This window comes from uncultured Helicobacter sp. (assembly GCF_937893305.1).
Classification (GTDB): Bacteria; Campylobacterota; Campylobacteria; order Campylobacterales; family Helicobacteraceae; genus Helicobacter_D.
The window spans coordinates 171987-192685 of the sequence record NZ_CALBGN010000015.1 but is presented as its reverse complement, the minus strand read 5'-3'; the positions used below and the strand labels follow the sequence as shown (position 1 = coordinate 192685).

At 34.5% G+C, this 20699-nt stretch carries 19 protein-coding genes; 10 read left to right on the top strand and 9 right to left on the bottom strand.

Going from position 1 to position 20699, the window contains the following annotated elements:
• Genes Q0358_RS04475 through trpB form a run of 6 tightly spaced genes read left to right on the top strand, consistent with a single transcriptional unit; the run spans nt 1 to nt 7668 of the window.
• Entirely contained in the window at nt 1–2148 is a 2148-nt protein-coding gene (locus Q0358_RS04475; protein WP_299547814.1) for a RelA/SpoT family protein, read from the top strand.
• Nucleotides 2149–2157: 9 nt separating this feature from the next.
• A complete protein-coding gene (tyrS, locus tag Q0358_RS04470; protein ID WP_299547811.1) occupies nt 2158–3372 on the top strand; it encodes a tyrosine--tRNA ligase in 1215 nt (404 codons plus the stop codon).
• Nucleotides 3373–3381: 9 nt separating this feature from the next.
• Complete coding sequence (locus Q0358_RS04465; protein ID WP_299547808.1) at nt 3382–4473, top strand: nitronate monooxygenase; 1092 nt, start codon at nt 3382–3384, stop codon at nt 4471–4473.
• Nucleotides 4470–5606 (top strand): N-acetylmuramoyl-L-alanine amidase, encoded by a 1137-nt coding sequence (locus Q0358_RS04460; RefSeq protein ID WP_299547805.1) that lies wholly within the window; start codon nt 4470–4472, stop codon nt 5604–5606. Before Q0358_RS04465 ends, Q0358_RS04460 begins: the two co-directional genes overlap by 4 nt.
• 10 nt (nt 5607–5616) lie before the next feature.
• Nucleotides 5617–6453, top strand: coding sequence for a hypothetical protein (locus Q0358_RS04455; RefSeq protein WP_299547802.1), 837 nt, complete (start codon nt 5617–5619; stop codon nt 6451–6453).
• Between the two features lie 9 nt (nt 6454–6462).
• Nucleotides 6463–7668: a tryptophan synthase subunit beta gene (gene trpB, locus Q0358_RS04450; RefSeq protein ID WP_299547799.1), complete on the top strand. Its 1206-nt coding sequence runs from the start codon at nt 6463–6465 to the stop codon at nt 7666–7668.
• A 33-nt stretch (nt 7669–7701) separates the two neighbouring features.
• On the opposite strand, the gene Q0358_RS04445 is transcribed toward trpB, so the two are convergent.
• The 4 genes from Q0358_RS04445 to accD are packed head-to-tail and all read right to left on the bottom strand — an operon-like array spanning nt 7702 to nt 10410.
• The gene (locus Q0358_RS04445) at nt 7702–8721 is read right to left on the bottom strand and encodes a hypothetical protein (RefSeq protein ID WP_299547796.1); all 1020 of its coding nucleotides are present in this window, start codon (nt 8719–8721) and stop codon (nt 7702–7704) included.
• 1 nt (nt 8722) lies between these two features.
• Nucleotides 8723–9076 carry an RNA polymerase-binding protein DksA gene (gene dksA / locus Q0358_RS04440; protein ID WP_299547793.1) on the bottom strand — a complete coding sequence of 118 codons (354 nt, stop codon included), beginning with the start codon at nt 9074–9076 and terminating at the stop codon, nt 8723–8725.
• A 10-nt stretch (nt 9077–9086) separates the two neighbouring features.
• Nucleotides 9087–9554, bottom strand: a complete 468-nt coding sequence (locus tag Q0358_RS04435; protein ID WP_299547790.1) for a 23S rRNA (pseudouridine(1915)-N(3))-methyltransferase RlmH — start codon at nt 9552–9554, stop codon at nt 9087–9089.
• Nucleotides 9541–10410 (bottom strand): acetyl-CoA carboxylase, carboxyltransferase subunit beta, encoded by an 870-nt coding sequence (gene accD / locus Q0358_RS04430; RefSeq protein ID WP_299547787.1) that lies wholly within the window; start codon nt 10408–10410, stop codon nt 9541–9543. The genes Q0358_RS04435 and accD overlap by 14 nt, the downstream gene beginning before the upstream one ends.
• A gap of 101 nt (nt 10411–10511) precedes the next feature.
• Between accD and Q0358_RS04425 the strand changes: the two genes are divergently transcribed.
• On the top strand, nt 10512–11297 hold the full coding sequence (locus Q0358_RS04425) for an MnmC family methyltransferase (protein ID WP_299547784.1): 786 nt from the start codon (nt 10512–10514) through the stop codon (nt 11295–11297).
• Nucleotides 11298–11333: 36 nt separating this feature from the next.
• Here the strand turns inward: Q0358_RS04425 and Q0358_RS04420 are convergent, their stop codons facing one another.
• The 3 genes from Q0358_RS04420 to petA are packed head-to-tail and all read right to left on the bottom strand — an operon-like array spanning nt 11334 to nt 13929.
• Nucleotides 11334–12176 carry a c-type cytochrome gene (locus Q0358_RS04420; protein WP_299547781.1) on the bottom strand — a complete coding sequence of 281 codons (843 nt, stop codon included), beginning with the start codon at nt 12174–12176 and terminating at the stop codon, nt 11334–11336.
• A 9-nt stretch (nt 12177–12185) separates the two neighbouring features.
• Nucleotides 12186–13415, bottom strand: a complete 1230-nt coding sequence (locus tag Q0358_RS04415; protein WP_299547778.1) for a cytochrome bc complex cytochrome b subunit — start codon at nt 13413–13415, stop codon at nt 12186–12188.
• A gap of 10 nt (nt 13416–13425) precedes the next feature.
• Entirely contained in the window at nt 13426–13929 is a 504-nt protein-coding gene (gene petA, locus Q0358_RS04410; protein ID WP_299547775.1) for a ubiquinol-cytochrome c reductase iron-sulfur subunit, read from the bottom strand.
• A 243-nt stretch (nt 13930–14172) separates the two neighbouring features.
• Between petA and Q0358_RS04405 the strand changes: the two genes are divergently transcribed.
• The 3 genes from Q0358_RS04405 to Q0358_RS04395 all read left to right on the top strand — a co-directional run bounded on the left by Q0358_RS04405 (nt 14173) and on the right by Q0358_RS04395 (nt 18463).
• Nucleotides 14173–15549, top strand: a complete 1377-nt coding sequence (locus tag Q0358_RS04405; RefSeq protein ID WP_299547772.1) for an MATE family efflux transporter — start codon at nt 14173–14175, stop codon at nt 15547–15549.
• Nucleotides 15550–15676: 127 nt separating this feature from the next.
• Nucleotides 15677–17089: an aspartate ammonia-lyase gene (locus Q0358_RS04400; RefSeq protein ID WP_299547768.1), complete on the top strand. Its 1413-nt coding sequence runs from the start codon at nt 15677–15679 to the stop codon at nt 17087–17089.
• A gap of 30 nt (nt 17090–17119) precedes the next feature.
• The gene (locus tag Q0358_RS04395) at nt 17120–18463 is read left to right on the top strand and encodes an anaerobic C4-dicarboxylate transporter (protein WP_299547765.1); all 1344 of its coding nucleotides are present in this window, start codon (nt 17120–17122) and stop codon (nt 18461–18463) included.
• A 126-nt stretch (nt 18464–18589) separates the two neighbouring features.
• On the opposite strand, the gene Q0358_RS04390 is transcribed toward Q0358_RS04395, so the two are convergent.
• A complete protein-coding gene (locus tag Q0358_RS04390; protein WP_299547762.1) occupies nt 18590–19468 on the bottom strand; it encodes a radical SAM/SPASM domain-containing protein in 879 nt (292 codons plus the stop codon).
• Nucleotides 19461–20699: an ABC transporter permease gene (locus Q0358_RS04385; protein ID WP_299548210.1), complete on the bottom strand. Its 1239-nt coding sequence runs from the start codon at nt 20697–20699 to the stop codon at nt 19461–19463. Before Q0358_RS04385 ends, Q0358_RS04390 begins: the two co-directional genes overlap by 8 nt.

Here is a 20699-nt window from a genome sequence, read left to right as displayed (position 1 = left end):
TTGAAGTTTTTAGAACAGATTGCAGAAATTTCTAGTCCAAAAACGGCATTGGAGTTATTGTATTCTATGGTGGAAATAACACCAAATATTCAAAATGCGATTACTTTTGCCACAGAAGCTCACAAAACACAAAAGCGCAAAAGTGGAGAGCCTTATATTGTGCATCCACTTCTTGTAGCGTGTATTGTTTCTTATTTTGGTGGCGATGAAGTGATGGTGTGTGCTGCACTTTTGCACGATGTCGTAGAAGATACAGATTATACACTAGAAGATGTAAAGCGTGATTATGGCGAAGATGTGGCATCTTTAGTTGATGGGCTTACAAAAATTGTTGCAATTCGCGCAGAAGAGTTCCCTGCTTCTCATTCTAATGAAAAACTAGTTGTTGCAGCATTAAGTTTTAGAAAAATGTTAATTACTTCTGTAAAAGATGTTCGTGTGCTTGTTGTTAAGCTTTGTGATAGAATGCATAATATGCTAACACTTTCTGCACTTGCTCCAAATAAGCAAAGAAGAATTTCAGAAGAAACGCTTGTGGTTTATGCTCCTATTGCACATAGGCTTGGGATTTCTTCATTGAAAAATGAACTTGAAGATAGAAGCTTTTATTATATTTTTCCAGAAGATTATAGAAAGATTGATACATATTTTCAAAACCATAAGCAAACTATTCAATTAAAACTTAATGCTTTTATTCAAAAGGTCAAAAAAAGTCTTATTCAAGGTGGAATCCCAGAAGGTGATTTTACAATTTCTAGTCGCGTGAAGCGGCATTATTCTATTTATCTAAAAATGCAACGCAAAGGAATTTCTATTGATGAGGTGCTAGATTTATTGGCAATTCGTGTGATTGTAAAAACTCCTCTTGAATGCTATCGTGCGCTTGGAATTTTACATTTGCGCTTTAAGCCTATTATGTCGCGTTTTAAAGATTACATCGCATTACCTAAAGAAAACGGTTATCAAACAATTCACAGCACACTTTTTGATGATTCTGCAATTTTTGAAGTGCAAATTCGCACAGAAGATATGCATAAAAGTGCAGAATATGGAATCGCAGCACATTGGAAATATAAAACAGGGGGAAATAGTGGTCCTAGTTTGGATTGGCTAAATAAATTGCAATTTCAAAATAATTCTGTTGAAGAATTTTATGAACTTGTGAAAAACGATTTATACAGAGAAGATATTGTAGTGTTTTCTCCTGATGGTGATAATTATTCTTTACCCATTGGTGCTGTGGTGCTTGATTTTGCTTATGCTGTGCATACAGAAATTGGAAATCGCGCTAAAGAAGCCTATGTGAATAATCAAAAAACTTCACTTCTTACAACGCTTAAGAGCGGAGATATTGTAAAAATTATTACCGCAAAAGATACAATTTTGCGCTGTTCTTGGATAGATGCTGTAAAAACTTCGCGGGCAAAAAGTCAATTAAAAATGAATTGTGCTAGTAGAATCAAAGAAATTGAACGCAAAAGCGCGATTAATATTCTTGCTACAATTTTTGGCAAAGGCGCAGAAGAAATTGAAAACTATATTGTGCAAAATAATTTAGAAGATATAGTGTATCGAGCAACAACAGAGATTAGTTATTTAAAAGATATTAAAAATCGTATTAAAAATGATTATCGTCAAAATGCAGGGTTTTTAGAACAGATTAAAATTAGAATCTTAAAGTTAAAAGAATTGCATTTTGATAATCTTGTGATTCAAACCAATCACACTATTAATCAAGCGGTATTTGATTATTGTTGCCATCCAAAATTTGGAGATTCTATTATTGCTTTTAAGAGTGGTTCTAAAGCGTTTGTGCATCACAAACTTTGCGATAGAGCGTATTTAGAAATACAAAAAGGTGTAAAAATGCTCTATGTGGGTTGGTTAGAAGATAAATTACAAACTTACAAGCTTATTGTAGCATTAGAAAATCAAAAAGGTGTGCTTGCAAGCTTTTTAACTTTTCTTGCTAAACAAGATATTAATGTATTAGGCGTGGAGCTAGGATCGCAAAAAAGCACTTATGCAACGCATTGTGAAGTGCGTTTTGAGAGTAGTATTACAGATGTAAAAGCAATTAAAAATTTACTTGGTAGCAATTATAAAATTATTGATGTGTATGCACTAAAAGATGCGTATGCAAACTAAGGAGAAGTGATGAATGTGGAATTTAAAATCAAAGAAGCATTAGCAGAGATTGAACGCGGAGTGCAGGAGATTATAGGTTTTGATTATATTAAAGAACTTGTAACAAAATATTTTAAAGAAGGCAAAACTTATACAATTAAAGCAGGATTTGATCCCACAGCACCAGATTTGCATTTAGGGCACACTGTGCTTTTGCAAAAGTTAGCGACTTTTCAAAAATACGGCGCAAAAGTATTTTTTCTCATTGGTGATTTTACGGGAATGATTGGAGATCCATCAGGTAAAAGTGAGACAAGAAAGCCTTTAAGCAAAGATCAGGTTTTGCAAAATGCAAAGACTTATGAAGAGCAAGTTTATAAAGTGCTTGACGCGTCAAAAATGGAGATTGTGTTTAATTCTAAATGGTTAGACTCCTTAGGGACGCGTGGAATGATTGAGCTTGCAGCGAAATTCTCCGTGGCAAGAATGCTAGAGCGTGATGATTTTGAAAAACGCTTTAAGAGTCAAAATCCCATTAGCATTGTAGAGTTTTTTTATCCACTTCTACAAGGTTATGATTCTGTGGCATTAAATTGTGATATTGAATTTGGCGGCACAGATCAAAAGTTTAATTTGCTTATGGGGAGACATTTGCAGCGTGCTTATGGATTAGACAAAGAACAATCTGTGGTGATGGTGCCTTTGCTAGAGGGTTTAGATGGTGTGAATAAAATGAGTAAGAGTTTGGGGAATTATGTTGGGATTACACAAGAACCAAAAGAGATGTTTGGAAGGCTTTTAAGTATTTCAGATTCTTTGATGTGGAGATATTATGAGCTTTTAAGCGCAAAGAGTCTGCAAGAGATTGTTGCATTAAAGCAAGGCGTTGAGAGTGGAGAATTGCATCCAAAAGCAGTAAAAGAAGATTTAGCCTTAGAAATTATTGCGCGTTATTATGATATCAATGCTGCAAATGCCGCAAAAGAAGAATTTACAAGAATTTTTAGCAAGGATGAATTGCCAAGTGATTTAAAAGTATTCACTAAAGAAAAAGGGATTTGGATTGCACAATTAGCTCAAGAATGCGGACTTTGCGATTCTAACTCTGAAGCATTACGCGCTATTAAACAAGGCGCATTGAAGCTTAATAGCAAGAAGGTGGAAGATTCTAAGCTGAATTTGCAAGAGGGTGAGTATATCTTGCAAATTGGAAAGCGCAAATTTGCAAAAGTGATTATAAAATAAAGGAAATTTATGTCAAAGACAACGCTAAAACCCTTAAAAATCGGTAAATATACAATAGAGATTCCTATTTTTCAAGGTGGAATGGGAGTTGGGATAAGCTGGGATAGACTTGCTGGAAGTGTGTCAAAGACTGGTGCGATGGGAATTATATCGTGTGTTGGGACGGGATATTATCAAAAAAGCGCATTTATCCAAAAAGCAATCAAAAATCGCCCTTTTGATACGCTAAATTTTTATTCTAAGGAATCTTTGTTTGAGATTTTTAAAAACGCAAGAAAAATTTGTGGTGAAAAACCTTTGGGGGCAAATATCCTTTATGCAATTAATGAATATGGAAGAGTGGTAAGAGATGCTTGTGAAGCGGGAGCAAATATGATTATCACAGGGGCTGGATTGCCTACAAATATGCCAGAATTTACAAGCAATTTTCCAAATGTTGCTTTAATACCGATTGTATCTTCAGCTAAGGCATTAAAGATTTTGTGTAAGCGATGGGAGGGTAGATATAAAAGAATTCCTGATGCTGTGATTGTGGAAGGTCCTTTAAGTGGCGGACATCAAGGAGTGAGTTATGAGGATTGTTTTAAGCCAGAACATCAACTTGAAGCCATTGTGCCAGAAGTCTTAGAAGAAAGCAAAAAATGGGGAGAGATTCCACTTGTTGCTGCTGGTGGAATTTGGGATAGAAAAGATATTGATAATATTATGCATCTTGGGGCAAATGGTGTGCAAATGGGGACAAGATTTTTAGGGGCTAAAGAATGTGATGCAAGCTACTATAATACACTAATGCCAAAGGTTACTAAAGAAGATATAGAACTCATTAAATCTCCTGTTGGTTATCCAGCACGCGCAGTTGTTACAGGTGTGATTAAAGGTTTAAGAGAAGGAAGAGAATCTAAGATTGCTTGTATTAGTAATTGTGTTGCTCCTTGCCACAGAGGTGAAGAAGCTAAAAAGGTAGGATACTGTATTGCAGATGGATTAGGGGATGGGTATTTAGGTGATCCAGAAAATGGCTTGTATTTTACCGGAGCAAATGGATATAAAATAGAAAAAATCCAAAGTGTTCAAGAAATCATTAATGAATTAAGTCAATGATGCGCCTAATTTTTGCGTTTTGTTTTTTTTCAACTCTGCTTTTTGCAGATTTAAAAATCATAGCGGTTAAACAACTGCAAAATGGAGTTTCGCTAGATTTTAATGTAAATCTTAAAGAAAACGCTTTTAAACGTTTTGTATTAGAAAACAAGGGTATTGTGCGTTATGTGTATGATATTAATGCGGAATTATTAGGTTCTGCAAGAGTGTTTGATTTTCAAGATGATGTGAATATTAAAATTGCGCAAAACTCTAAAGAAAAAGTGCGTCTTGTAATTACATTGCCTAAGAGTGCAAAAATTGATTTAGATGTGGATAAGAAGCGCGCAAGCTTTAAGATTCCAAATTTAAAAATGCAAGCAGATAATATTTCTATTGCCGCTCTCTTTGAAAGAAAAAACACACAAAAGACGGAATCTAAAATCAATACTTCTCCTAAAAAAACTTCTACTAATAGAAATAAAGTTGTTGTTATAGATCCCGGACACGGAGGCAAAGATTGTGGAGCTATGGGAGTTGAGAAAGTTTGTGAAAAAACCATTGTGCTAAAGATTGGAAAATATTTAAATGATGAGCTTAAAAAGCGTGGCTATAAAGTCTTTATGACACGCCAAAAAGATGTATTTATTGGATTGCGCCAAAGAACAAGTTTTGCAAATAATAAAAATGCAGATTTATTTATTTCTATTCATGCAAATGCTATTGCTGAAAATAAAGTGAAATTTGAAGGAGTGGAGAGTTATTTTCTTTCTACTGCTAGAAGTGAGCGTGCTAAAAAAGTCGCCGCTTTAGAAAATAAGGACGATACAGAAGTGATGAATTATTTTTCTAAACAATCATTTTTAAATACTTTAAATACTCAGCGCATTATAGCTTCTAACAAGCTTGCCATTGATATTCAATATGGAATGTTGCAATCTTTGCGCGGGAAATTTCAACAAGTTGTTGATGGAGGTGTTAGAGAAGGTCCATTTTGGGTGCTTGTGGGTGCGATAATGCCTTCTGTTCTTTTAGAGGTTGGCTATACTACGCACCCAAAAGAAGGTAAGCGTATCAATCAAAGCCCCTATCAAAAAGCCCTTGCACTAGGAATTGCTGATGGTGTAGATGGGTATTTTCAAAAAAATCCATAAAGGTTAAAAAATGCGTAAAATTACTGTTCCGTATTTGGTGTTCGCTTCTTTGTATTTTGTGTTGGCACTTTTTACGATTTTAATGTTGGTTTTAACGAATTCTTTTGATGAGTTTGGGCAAATGTTTCGCTTAACAACACAGCCTTTTGGAGTGTATTTTAATATTGGAATCGTTTTGCTAGTTTGTAGCGTGATTGTGGCAGTCTTTAATATTGTGCGTATTTATATTAGCCATTTACCAAAAATGTATAGTGTTGTTATTGGAATTGTGTTGTGTGTATTTTTATTTTTGCTTTATAGTGAGATGTTTTTGTTAAATCGCGTGTTTTTGGATATTTTTTCATTAAAAGATTCTATTGCATTAAGTGGAGAAAGTGCCTTTTATAAAAATCTGTATCAAATAATTACAGATTATATTTTTTATTGTTTTTTTGTATTTTTTCCATCTGTGATTTATTTAGCAAATTTAAGTTTTGATAAAAGCACTATTGGTAAAGTGTTGCAACTTACGCAGCCAAGCTTTAATGTGATTGTTTGCACGCTTTTTGGATTTGTTGTTACACCTTTTTTTAAAAGTGGGGTTTATGGCTATTTAGATTTGGTGTTGTTTATCTTAGGGCTTTGTTTCGTTGGATATTATTGTTTTAAGCGTTATAGCAATATGGACTCTTATGAATATTTTAATATTTTTTTATTGCTTGTAGTATGTTTTGTGATGTTTTTTGGGGAGTTTAGATTTGTTAATGGAGAATCGTATTTTGAAGTGCGTAAAGTGTTTTATATCTTGGTGTTATTTGGTTGGAGTAATAATTGGATGATGAAGCTAACAACAAAGAGAAAAATATAAGGAGAAAATATGCAACAAAAGCCATATCTAAAGGAGTTTCCAAACGCAGATGGTTTTTTTGGTCGTTTTGGTGGAAGTTTTGTGCCAGATGCGATTAAAAAGGCAATGGAAGAAATCAATATTGCTTATGATTTAATTGCGCAAAATAGTGATTTTATTGCAGAATTACGAAAGATTAGAAAGCATTTTCAAGGACGTCCAACACCGATTTATTTTGCGCATAATTTGACAAAAAAATATGGTGGTGCTGGGATTTATTTAAAAAGAGAAGACTTAAATCATACAGGAGCGCATAAGTTAAATCATTGTATGGGAGAAGCATTGCTTGCAAAATTTATGGGCAAAAAAAAGCTAATTGCTGAAACAGGAGCAGGACAACACGGTGTGGCATTGGCAACTGCGGCTGCATATTTTGGATTAGAATGTGAAATTCATATGGGAGAAATTGATATTGCAAAAGAACATCCAAATGTTGTGAGAATGAAAATTCTAGGAGCAAAGGTTGTCCCTGTTAGTTTTGGGGCAAAAACATTAAAAGAAGCGGTGGATTCTGCTTTTGAAGCATATTTAAAAGATTTAGAACATTCTATTTATGCAATTGGTTCTGTAGTAGGACCACACCCTTTTCCTAAAATGGTGCGTGATTTTCAAGCTGTTATTGGTGTGGAATCTAGAGATCAGTTTTTAGAAATGACAGGAGAATTGCCAGATATTGTAACTGCTTGTGTGGGTGGCGGCAGTAATGCAATGGGGATTTTTAGTGGTTTTATTGATGATTGTGTGGAGTTAGTAGGAGTTGAGCCTTTAGGGATAGGTAGTAAATTGGGACAACACGCTGCAAGTTTGAGTTATGGGAGTGAAGGTATAATGCACGGATTTAATTCAATAATGCTAGCAGATTCTAATGGCAACCCAGCACCTGTGTATAGTGTAGCAAGTGGGCTTGATTATCCAAGCGTTGGACCAGAACACGCTTATTTAAACACTATCCAAAGAACAAAGGTTGCGACAATTTTAGATAAAGAAGCCATTAACGCATTTTTTGAGTTAAGCAAAAATGAAGGAATTATTCCAGCTATTGAGTCTAGCCACGCTGTTGCTTACGCACTAAAGATTGCTCCAGAATTAAAGGGTAAAAAAATCTTAGTAAATCTTAGCGGTAGAGGAGATAAGGATATTGACTTTATCGTAGAAAAATATGGATATGGTGAATAGTAAAAAGTTGGAATCTATTTTAGATTCCAACTTTTAATCTAGTAAAAATAATTCAAGGGGATATTTTTTACCTAGACTTTTTAGGTCTAAATATGCACGCACTTTTAGCAATTCATTATCTGGGTGTGCTTTTAGGCGTTCCTTTGCTTCTTCTATCATTTCAAGCTCTAAGAGAACATAAAAATATGCAATTTCGGCATTTTCATCTTTGTTTGCTAATTCTTCAAATAAACTTACCCAACTTGAAGGATCATAGCATTCTTTCATTTTTTGAGCAAGCATTAAATAGTCTTGTTTGCTGTATCCAACTTCAGCGCAAAGTTTAGCGACTTCTTCGTTACTAAAATCCATTTTTTTAGCATAACACATTCCAAGCACAGCGTTTGCTAAATCTTTGTTAAATTTCACTTCACCAACAAAGCGTTTAATGTCTTTTAGGTTATCACTTTGAAGTAATTTTTTAAAGGCGGCACGCTTGTATGTTTCATCAAAGCTTGAACGCTTTAGCACTTCTGTGGCGAATTTTTCGTCGTGTTGGATTTGATTGAGAGTGTTTTGATGCACAAAATGGGATTTTTCGTTAGGATTAAATTTTTTTAAATTCACATATTCTCCACGCTTTAAATCGCCTAATAACTCAATAAGTTCATCAATTCTAGTTTCTCCACTTTTCAAGGCAACACCTTCTTTAATATCAAGCGTCAAGTTATTTAGCAAAATAGAGAGCGATTTGTAGCGATTCATTGTGGGTTGCTTGAGTGTGGAATCCTTTTCTAGAAGTTGGTTTTCTAATTGTTCAAGTAAAATTTTATAGTCATTTTTGTATTTTGTGCGTTTGCGCCACATTCTATAAGCACCGCCCACTTCCAAAAATACGACAACAATAAAAAATGCAACAACAGGCAAAATATACCAAACCGCCACGGGCAAAGTAATACTTCTTGTGCTAAATGGAATCATAAAGGTGTAGCTTTCTCCACTTATGCTATACACATAAAGACCTAAAAGAACGATAAATACAAATAATGCACCGATGTAATATTTAAATTTCATATTAATCCTTTGAGCTTTTTTCCACAATTTCGCGACATACTATACAATATTTTGCATGTGGTTTTGCTTTTAATCTCTCTTTTGCGATGGGTTCATCACACATTTCACAAATTCCATAAGATCCTTGTTCAATTTTATCAAGAGCAGATTCAATGTATTGAAGATCTGTGTTGTGGCGTGTAAAAATAGAGCCATCTAATGTATTTTTCATATGCATTGCAACTTGATCAGCTTCATCAAAGGATAAATCACGCATATTTTCCATTGATTTTCGGTGTTCTAAGTTATTATCTAAAATTGCTTGACGTTTTTGTAGTAGAACTTGTTTAAAGTGATCCAATTCCTCTTGTCGCATTAACTTCCCCTTATTTATGATATGGATGATTATTGATTAAGCAAAACGCACGATAAATTTGTTCACTCAGCACAGCTTTAGCGATTTTATGACTAAAAGTTAGCGGAGAGAGTGAAATTTTTGTATTGCAGTTTTGGATAAAATCTTCTTCAAGCCCATAAGCACCGCCGATAAAGAACGCAATTTCACCTTTATCTTTAAGTGTTTTTGCAAAAGCAAAGGAATCCAAAGTTTTAGCATTTGGTGTAAGAGCGATTTTGTAAACATTTGGTTTTGTAACTTTTAAAAAAGCCTGTGTGTAGGATTTTTGCGCTTCAAGAGCTTCGTGTTTTTGAGAATCTTTTATTTGTTTAGAAAATAAATTGATAAACTCCACTTTGGTCCCAAATCCTAGGCAAAGAGTGGCAAATTCTTCACAAAGCGAATCACTTATATCCTTATTGTTTTTGGCAATATAATAAATATTAATTTTTATCATAGGATTTTGCGCTTGTGAAATACTCCAAGATTTGAGCAATGGTTTTTTTCATATCTTTGCGTTGCACAATCATATCAATAAGTCCGTGATATAGTAAAAATTCCGCTGTTTGAAAGCCTTGTGGCAAGTCTGTACCGATAGTTTGTTTAATAACTCTAGCTCCAGCAAAGCCTATCATTGCGCCCGGTTCTGCCATAATAACATCACCTAAAAAAGCAAAAGAGGCACTTACTCCCCCCATTGTAGGGTCGCTTAACACAGAAATAAAAGGAAGTTCTGCCTGACTTAGTGCATTTAGAGCAGCAGAAGTTTTTGCCATTTGCATAAGAGAATAGGTGGATTCTTGCATTCTAGCACCACCACTAGCACTGACAATAATAAGTCCTTGCTTTTTTTCTATGGATCTTGCAATAGCACGCACAATCTTTTCTCCTTCCACCGAAGCAAATGATCCTCCCATAAAATTAAAATCAAAAAGAGCGATTTGTGCTCCTATTCCATTAATTGTGCATTCTCCACTGATAATGGAGCTAGGGCGTCCGCATTTAGTTGCGTATTCTTCAACGCGTTTTTTATAGCTTTTTTTATCTACAAAATCCAGTGGATCATTTGGGCTTAAATCTTTATCAAATTCTTTAAAGCTACCTTCGTCGCACATTAAAGCGATTCTATCTTGTAGTCCTATGCGCATATGGAAATTGCATTTTGGACAAGTGTAATGCTGTGCAATCACTTCTTTATAATACATTAAAGCATTGCAGCTTGGGCATTTTACCCAGTGGCTTGGAGCTTCTTTTGGTAAAGCTCTTTCTTTTTCTTCTTTGGTAAAGTTTTTAAAAAAATCTGCAAAACCCATTGTGTTTCCTCGTGTTAGTGGCTATTTATGCAACACTTTTGGATAAAAATAGGTGAAATTGTATAGAATTATGTGTTAATTTTCACTAAAAAAGATAAGAAATGCAGATTTTCACAAAAGATACAAGTGTAACACTCTATAATTCGCGCTTTAAAGAATCTTATCATAACACAAATGATGGTGCATTACAAGAAACGCTTTGCAAACATATTTTGCCAGCGATTTCTTTGGGGTTAGATTTTAAAAAGTTGGAATCCAAAACATTAAATGTGCTTGATATTTGCTTTGGGCTTGGATTTAATGTGATAGGTTTGCACTATGTGATTAAAAAATACGGGTTTAGTGGAGAAGTGTGTGTGGATTCTCCTGAATTAGAATTTTTAAAAGACTTAAAAAAACATCCTTATCCTAAAGAATTAGAAAGTGCTAAAGAGATGATTAATGCTTTAGAAAATGAGTGTGAATTTAAAGATAAGAATTTTAAAATTAGATTGCATTTAGGTGATGCAAGAGAGATTTTAAGAGTCTTTTTACAAGAGATTAAAGAAGGCAAAAGAGAGAAATTTAATGTGGTTTTTCAAGATCCTTTTAGTCCTCTGAAAAATCATCATTTATGGACTTATGAATATTTCAAAATGCTTTATATGTTAAGCAGTGATAGCGTGATTATAACAACTTATAGCCAAAACTCTTGTATGTTGTATTCTGCTTATCTTGCAGGATTTAATGCTTTTAAAGTAGTGCAAAAAAATGTGCGTGATTCTGTGATTTTAACAAAAACAAAAGATTTACCACAAATAGATTTGGATTTTATAGAAAAGATTGTTAAGATTGACATAGAACATAAGATAAGAGTAAACCCTAAATTGAAAGGTTTGTATGATTAATTTAGGATTCATGCAAGGGGAACCCTTGCTAAGTCCTTAATGCACATCTTTCCAGATTTTGCGCTTCCATAGATATGCGATGATACCCATAAAGACCATAAAGATAACAAGTTTGTAACCTAGAGATTCTCTCTCTTCTTTTTTGCTATCTCCCACAGATTCCATATAAGAAATCACTTGATTTTCTGCATTTTGTGTTAAACCAACGCGTGGCATTGCAGTTCCGGGAAGAATTTTTTGTGGATCGTTGATAAAATTATGGAGATATTCCATATTGCGACTGCGAATCATCATAGATAAATCAGGGACTTTTGCTCCCAAATAAGTTACAACACCTCCGTTTGCTTGCCAATTATCGTAGCGCACATTATGGCAACGCCCACAAGCATCAATAAAGACTTCTTTATCGCTTAATTCTTTTGGCGCAATACTTTGAAGATATGCAACCATATCTGCAATTTCTTGATCGCTCATCCAATTATACGCTGGCATTGGATGTGTGCCATTGTATTTATGTGTTTGTTTTGTAGCGACTGCGGAATCCTTAATGACATTAGATAAGAAGTTTTTTTCATAAATTAGTCCAGCAGAGGACAAATCTGGTGGCAATACTCCATATGCTGCAACAGCGTCTTCAGGGCTGAATGGAGATTCTAATCCTTCAGTTTTAATAGAGTGGCAAGCGGTGCAGTTTGCGCTCACTAACTCTTTACCATTTGCGATATTGCCTTCACTTGTTTCAAGGGGCTTTAAATCTGCAAAAGTATAGTCTGCAGGGGTGACTTCTGGATACATTTGTCCGTGTGCAAAAGGTTCAACTCCCCAATAAATAATTCCTGTAATAACCGCAACAATGATTAATGCTAAGAACTCTTTCATACCTACTCCTTATGCTTGCTTTTTATCTTCAATTTTAGTGATGATTGGCAAGAATACAAATAGCAGCACTAAAAATACAATTGTTGCCACAAAACCGATGTAGGCATTAATTCCTGTTGGAGGGAGTTTGCCCCAAATTGTTAAAATAATCATATCAGCAACCAATAGCCAAAAGAAAATCATAAAGCCCGGACGCTTATGTGCCGGTGCAACAACTTTACTGCGATCTAGCCAAGGAAGTAAGATAAAAACAACATTTGCGATTCCAAATGCGATAAGTCCTAAATCTGCACTAAAGAAAAATCCACGTAAAATTTCATAACTCCATAAGAAATACCACTCTGGGTAAATGTGCGGAGGTGTTTTTAAATGATCGGCTGGATCAAAGTTGATTGGATCTAAAGCGAAACTATAATGGTAGCAAGTTAGATAAAATAAAATTGCTAAAAAGAAGCTTGCTACAAAGAAATCTTTAGATAAGAACATAGGCCAAAATGGAATGACTTTGGATTCTTTTTTATTTCCTGTTTTAAATTTTTCTGCTTCTTTTTCAAAATCAATTTCTTCACCATACATATTATTGACATGTGGGATTCTTAAAGAATAGAAATGCACAGCAATGACAAGCATAATTACAACAGGAAGCAAAACAACATGTAACATAAAGAATCTTGTAAGTGTTGCATCAGCAACAATGAAGTTTCCACGAATCCATACAACTAAATCTGGTCCAATCACAGGGATTCCGCCAAAGAGATTTGTAATAACTGCTGCTGCCCAATAGCTCATTTGCCCCCAAGGTAGCATATAACCGCTAAATGCTTCAGCAGAAAATAATCCAAAAAGAACCATTCCAGTAATCCAAATCATCTCACGCCCCTGCTTATAAGAGCCATAATAAATTGCGACAAACATATGGATATAGATGATTAAGAAGCAAATAGAAGCACTCACTGCGTGTAAATGTCTCCAAAGCCAACCATAAGCCACTTCTTGCATAATAGTGTAATTTACACTATCAAAAGCAAGTTTTGTATCAGGCTTATAATACATTAAAAGAAATAAACCAGAAACCACTAAAAGCGTAAATAAAACAACCAAAACAACACCCATTGCCCATAGAAAATTGATATTTTTTGGAATCCAATATTCTGTCATTAAGACTTTCATTAAAGGCTTAACTGCTAGTCTTTGATCTAGCCAATCAATAATGCCATTTGCTTTTTGAATTTGTGCCATAAACTACTCCTTATGCTTTTCCGATGAGCTTTAAATACTCTGGACCTTCTTCGCCTAGCACCAATTTTGTCCCATCAATTTTAAAAGGTGGAATCACCATAGGGGTTGGAGGAGGACCAAAAACTTGTCTTCCACAAGCATCAAAGCGACCTCCGTGGCAAGCACAATGAAATTCTGTGGAGTTGGAATCATAAGAAGGGATACAGCCTAAGTGTGTGCAAATTTGGATTCCAACACTAAAGCTTGATTCTCCAACAACCACATCTCTTTGTTCGCATTTTTGCATTGCTTCAGTTTTTTTAATCACATATACAGGAGTCCCTCTATACTCAACTTGGCGGTATTCTCCATCTTGCATACTGCTTAAATCAACAGTCGTAAACCCAGCTGAAACTACACTTGGTAATGGATCCCAAGAAGACTTCATTGCAACAAGTGATGCGCCTACACCAACAGCCGCAACAGCTCCAAGAGTCATACCAAGGAAATCTCTACGATTGACATTTTCTGCCATCATTTCCTCCTAAAAGTATAAATCTTTAAAATAAAGCGTTTAAAAACTATGAATTTTAGCAAAATGAAACTTTATTTTTTAAAAAGTAAGCAAATTTTTTACAAAAAAATAAAAAATGTTTCAAAAATGCAAATATTCTTTATCTATACGAATAAAGTACACTTACTGATTTGGGTTAATTTTAGTTGTGCTACAATTTTGCATTTATTTATGTAAATTTGTGAGATGTTTTTAGGAGAGATAATGGAGCAGTCTGTGCAAAAATCACAAAAATCTAAAGAAGAGCTAAAAACGCTTGGAATTCCAAAATTATTTTTTTCGTATTTTGTGCCTGCGCTCATTGCTATGCTAGCAGTTTCAAGCTATTCTACGATTGATGGTATTTTTGTGGGTAAAAAATTAGGTGAAAATGCGCTTGCTGCAATTGGAATTGCATGGCCTATTTTTCCTGTGCTTATTGCCTTTGAGTTGCTTTTTAGCATTGGTGGTGCGACAATGGCTTCATACTTTTTAGGGAGAAATAAAGCCTTGCATGCAAGGGTTGTATTTAGTTCTGTGTTTTATTTTGCGCTTGTTACAAGTGTAATAGGCGGAATTCTTTTATTTTTATTTAGCGATGTTATTGCCTTAAAGTTAGGAAGCAGTGAGCGGCTCTTGCCTTTTGTTGAAGATTATACTGAAGTGATTTATCTAGGAGCTTTTATTATTGTGCTGCACCCTATGCTTGATATTTTTGCTATTAATGATAAACAACCGGTTTTAGCAATGGTAGCAATGGTGGTGGGGGCACTTTCTAATATTGTATTAAATTATATTTTTTTATTTATTTTAGAGCTTGGGATTGCAAGCAGTGCATTAGCTACGCTTTTAGGGCACGGCATTGGAATGTGTATTTTGTTGCAGCATTTTTTGCGCAAAAAAGGCGATTTATTTTTAGTGCGTTCTTTTAATATTTATGCACTTTTAAATGCGACAAAAAATGGAATTCCACAAAGCAGTTCTGAAGTGAGTGTTAGTGTAATGATGTCAATTTTTAATCACACAATTTCAAGTATTGCAGGGGATAGGGGATTAGCAATTTATAGTATGATTATGTATATTGGAATTATACCTTTTACGATTCTTTTATCAATGGCGCAAGGTGTGCAGCCTATTGCTAGCTTCAACTATGGAGCAAAATTAATGGGGCGTGTGATGGGGATTTTTAAATTTGGTTTGCTGTTTAGTTTAATAGGTGGAATTGTATTGTATGGATTGTTTTATATGTGTTCTCCGTATTTGGTGAGCTGGTTTTTGCCAAATGATATTGCAATGCGTGATATAAATTTACTAAAAGATACACAAGATTCTATGCGGTTATATTTTTTAGGTTACGCACTTTTGGGTGTAAATATTGTGAGTGCAATATTTTTTCAATCTATTCAAAGAACACTTAGTTCTTTTATGATCACATTTTCTTATACGCTTGTATTTGCGTTGTTCTTTGTGCTAGTTTTACCAAATTTTTATGGCTTTATTGGAGTAATGATTGCATATCCTTTGGGAATTTTATGTGCGACTTTTGTTACAAGTGCAATTGTATTGTATGAGCGCAAAAAAGGAATCTTAAAAAATATATAATGTATAACTTAAAATAATAAATTAAATTTTATATATCAAAAAGTAATAAGTTTTATAAGAGTAATATCCTTTTCATAAAGATTACATAGATTAATCTTTAAATTCAGATTCTTTAGAAAGGTCTATCATGGGAACTAGGAAAGAGCACGATTTTATTGGTGAATTAGAAATCTCTGATGATGTCTATTATGGAGTGCAAACTTTTAGGGCTGTGGAAAATTTCCATATGAGTGGAAGAAAATTGAAGGATTACCCTTTCTTTGTTAAAGCATTTGCGCAAATTAAAAAAGCAGCAGCACTTGCAAATAAAGAGGTAGGCGTTTTAGACGCAGAGAAAGCAGATGCAATTATAAAAGCGTGCGATAGGCTGATTGCTGGTGAGTTTATTGATCAGTTTGTTGTGGATATGATCCAAGGTGGTGCTGGGACTTCTACAAATATGAATGTCAATGAAGTTCTTACAAATATCGCATTAGAGAGTATGGGGCATAAAAAGGGTGAGTATCAATATCTTCATCCAAATGATCATACAAATCTGGGACAATCCACAAACGATACTTATCCAAGTTCTATTAAAGTGGCGACACACGCGAAATTAGGTGATTTGCTAAAAGCTATGGAAGAGTTGAAAAATGAACTTGAAATCAAAGCAAAAGATTTTAAAGATATGATTAAAATGGGTAGAACAGAGCTTGAAGATGCTGTGCCTACAACTTTAGGAAACACATTCAATGCTTTTGCTACTTATATTAAGACTGATATTGAGAGATTAACTTATGCAAGAAGCGTAATGGAAACTCTAAATATGGGTGCAACAGCGATTGGAACAGGGATTAACTGCCACCCAGATTATAAGAATCTTGTAGAAAAAAAATTAAAAGAAATTACTGGAGTAGAGTATAAGCCAGCAATGGATTTAATCGCAGCAACACAAGATACAGCAGATTTTGTTTTTGTAAGTGGTGCGTTAAAAACAGCAGCGGTGAGATTAAATAAAATCGCAAATGATATGCGTTTAATGAATTCTGGTCCTAGATGTGGTTTGGGTGAAATTAATTTACCAAAAATGCAACCGGGAAGTTCTATTATGCCGGGAAAAGTAAATCCTGTAATTTGCGAAGTTGTGCAAGAAGCTTGTTATGAAGTTATTGGAAATGATACAACGATAATGCTTTGCAGTGAAAGAGGGGAATTTGAACTCAATGCAGTAGAGCCAGGAATCGCTTATGCACTCTTCAATTCTTTAGTGATTTTAGAAAATGCAATGAAAACACTAGCGCAAAAAGCAGTGAAACACCTAACAGCAAATGCTGAAGCTTGCAAGCAATCTGTGTTAAATTCTATTGGAATTGTAACTGCATTTAACCCAGTGCTTGGTTATGAAAAGTCTGCAAGCATTGCAAAAGAAGCATTGCAAACTGGTAAAGCTGTAGGAGATATTTGTTTGGAGAGAGGATATTTGCCAAAAGAAGAGATTGATAAAATCTTAGATCCTAAAAATATGCTGAATCCACAAATGAAAAAGAAAAGAGACGCTTAAGTCTTAAAAATAAAAAGTAAGGGTAAATAAATGGATATTCTATTAATACTTCAAATTATCGTTTTGCTTGGAGCGATTTTTGTTGGTATCCGCTTGGGCGGAATCGGAGTTGGTTATGCTGGGGGAATTGGTGTTGTAATTTTAGGTTTAGCACTAGGAATGAAACCTGGTAGTATTCCTTGGGATGTTATTTTGATTATTATGTCAGTTATTGCTGCGATTTCAGCAATGCAACTTGCTGGTGGATTGGATTATTTAGTGCAGATTGCAGAGAGAATTTTGCGTTCTAATCCAAAATATATTAACTATCTTGCTCCAACAGTTACTTATGTTCTAACTTTGCTTGCTGGGACAGGGCATACTGCGTTTTCAATGATTCCTGTTATTGTAGAAGTTGCAAAAGAGCAAAATATTAAACCGTCAGCTCCACTTTCTATTGCGGTTGTTTCTAGTCAAATTGCAATTACTGCAAGCCCTGTTAGTGCAGCTGTTGTTTATATGACGGGTGTATTAGAGCCACTTGGTTGGAGTTATCCACTGTTGCTTGGAATTTGGATTCCAACTACATTTATTGGTTGTATGCTAACAGCATTTGTGATAACAATGTTCTTAAATCTTGATTTAAGTAAAGATCCGGTGTATCAAGAAAGATTGGCTCAAGGTTTAGTTAAGCCTGCAGTTGGTGCTCAAAATATGGAACTTAAAGAAGGCGCAAAGCTTTCTGTTGGAATTTTCTTAATTGGAGTTTTATTGGTTGTTTTTTATGCAACAGCGATTTCAAAAATTGGTGGTAAGCCCGTTTTAATTGAAAATGTTATTGTTCCTAGAGATGCGGCAATTATGAGTTTTATGCTTGCAGTTGCAACATTTATTGTAATTTTTTGCAAAGTAGAAACTGGTAAAATTGCTGATACTAGCGTGTTTAAATCTGGTATGGTAGCTTGCGTGTGTGTTCTTGGTGTTGCTTGGCTTGGAAATACATTTGTAGGCGGTTATACAGAAGAAATTAAAACTTTGGCTGGAGATTGGGTAAAAGCTGTTCCTTCATTATTGGCTGTTATTTTCTTTTTTGCGGCAATGCTTCTCTATTCTCAAGCAGCAACTGCAAAAGCTATCACTCCAGTTGTTATTGCGGCACTTGGAATTACAGCGGCAAATCCGGGAGATTCTTATATGCTTGTAGCTTCATTTGCAGCTGTTTCAGCACTTTTTGTTCTTCCAACTTATCCTACACTCTTAGGTGCAGTTCAAATGGATGATACAGGCTCTACAAGACTTGGTAAATATGTGTTTAATCACGCATTCTTATTGCCAGGTGTTTTAGCAATCGTATTTAGTGTTGCTTTAGGTTTTGTAGCGACTGCGTTATTCTAAAAACTTCTCCCCTTTTTTGTAGGGGAGCTTTCTTTTAAATTATCTTAAAGCAACAAGTAAAAATTAGAGTTAAAAAATTAGAGTTAAAAAACTAGATTAATTAAAAGCTCTATTTTTAATATGAAATCACATTTTAAATTTTAATTTTTTTAAATATTCTGGATATTTACAAGTTTGGCAAAGGGTCTCAACAAGCTTGTTTTCTTTAAAGCCATTAATTAAATAGATTCTGCGTTTGGAATTTAGAATTTCTATAAAACTTTGTGTTTGTAGGTTTCCTAATGTAATATTTCCTTGCGTATCAAAACAGCAAGGCACAACTCTGCCATCACAAAGGATTCCTAATTGTTTGCTAGCTCCATAGCAAAATCCTTGAGCTTGTCGATCTTTGCTGTTTGGATTTGCCCACTGAAAAAAAGGTGCTCCAACTAAGTGGATTTTATAAGCAAGGCGTGTTTTGAGTGGAGAGATGGAAAAAAGATTGAAATGATTTTGCAAGATTTTGTAGATTTCTAAATTGCATTTTGGGGCAGTGAAGTTTTGGTTTAGATTCCATAATCTTAAATTGATAAACTTTTGACTTTGCCTTTGTTGATGATTCTTGCAGAGTTCTAAAACTTTTTTTAAATAAGATTCAAGGGATATGGGGTTTGTTTGATAAAGTGCGCTAGCAAGAGAAATATTGATTTGATGGATATTTTTATGCTCTAGCAAGAGTGCAGTGTTTTGTGTGTTTAAAAAAAAACCACTTGTGGTAATATCAATGCTTAAATTTTGTGCTAAATCCAAATAATCTTTAAGATAATCTATACTTAAGGGATCTCCTAAAATATGCAAGGCACAACGTTTTGTGTAAGGAGAGATTTCTTTTGTGATTTTGTTAAAAAGTTCTAACGACATTGTGGTTTTTGGTTCTTTTTTGGGGGTGCAAAAACTACAATCTAAACCACAAAAATTTGTAATTTCTATAAAGATTTTTTCAAAGTCTTTGCGAGTCTTACTCATTGCGTAAAACTTGTAGTGGATCAATTTGTGTTGCTTTTTTTGCAGGATAATAAGAGGAGAAAAATACAATAATAAAAGAGCCTACAAGAATAGAAATCAAGTCAATTAAAGATAAATCTAGTGGAAGTTTATCGCTACCATAAACATCAGCAGGCAAAGAGATGATTGGGAAGTTTGCAAGCACAAACAAAATCATTGCTGCTAAAATCGCTCCCACTAGGATTCCACTAATACCTATGACATTACCTAAATATAAAAATGTTTTTTTGATCTCTTGCGTGCTTGCTCCCATTGTCAAAAGTAGAGCAATCTCTTTTCTGCGATTCATTACTGTCATTAAAAGTGAGCTGATAATGTTCAAAGAAGCAACTAAGATAATTAGCATAAGCACAATAAATAAGGCTCTTTTTTCTAACTCTAAAGCAGCAAAGAAATTACCATTTTGCTCCCACCAACCTACAAAACGCATATAAGGATATTTTTCTTTTAGAGAGATAATGTCTTTTTGCGGGTTTTGTGAGTAAATATGGATTCCATCATACACACCTTGTGGCATTTCCTTGATAATGCGCAAAGCTTCTAGGGTTGTGTAAAGATAGCTTTTATCATAAGCAATCAACCCAGAATTAAACACTCCTACTACATTAAAGCGTTTCATTGTAGGAGTTAGGCTGATAGCTGTTGGGCTAAATTGTGTAAAAATCAAAAGCAAATTAGAGTGAAACTGCAAATCAAATTGTTCTTTTAGTGTTTTTCCTATGATGATTTCAAAAGTGTTCGGGTTATAAGTTTCTCCAAGTCTTTCTTTAAAGGTGCGTTTTGTGGAGAGCAAAGCTTCATTAAAGACTGGATTAATGGCACTCTCGCGCTCAAAATCTACTCCAAAAACAGCAGCTCCTTCAATGCTATCATTGGATTTTGATAAGGCTTGTGTTTGGATAAAGGGACTAAACCTTAGATGTTTAAAATTGTTTTCTAAATCCGCTAAAAGTTCTGCATTTGGACGATCAAAACCTCCTCCAACTAGAGTGATAGGGTAATTCATAATGAACAATTTACGCTCAAACTCTTTATCGAAACCATTCATTAATGCCATTGCAACAATTAGCACCATTACGCCAATACTGACTCCTAAAAATGCAAGAATTGCAGTAATAGAAATAAAAGGCTGTGTTTTATTGAAGCGTAAATAACGACGCACAAGATAAAAAACCAAATGCTGTTTTGACAT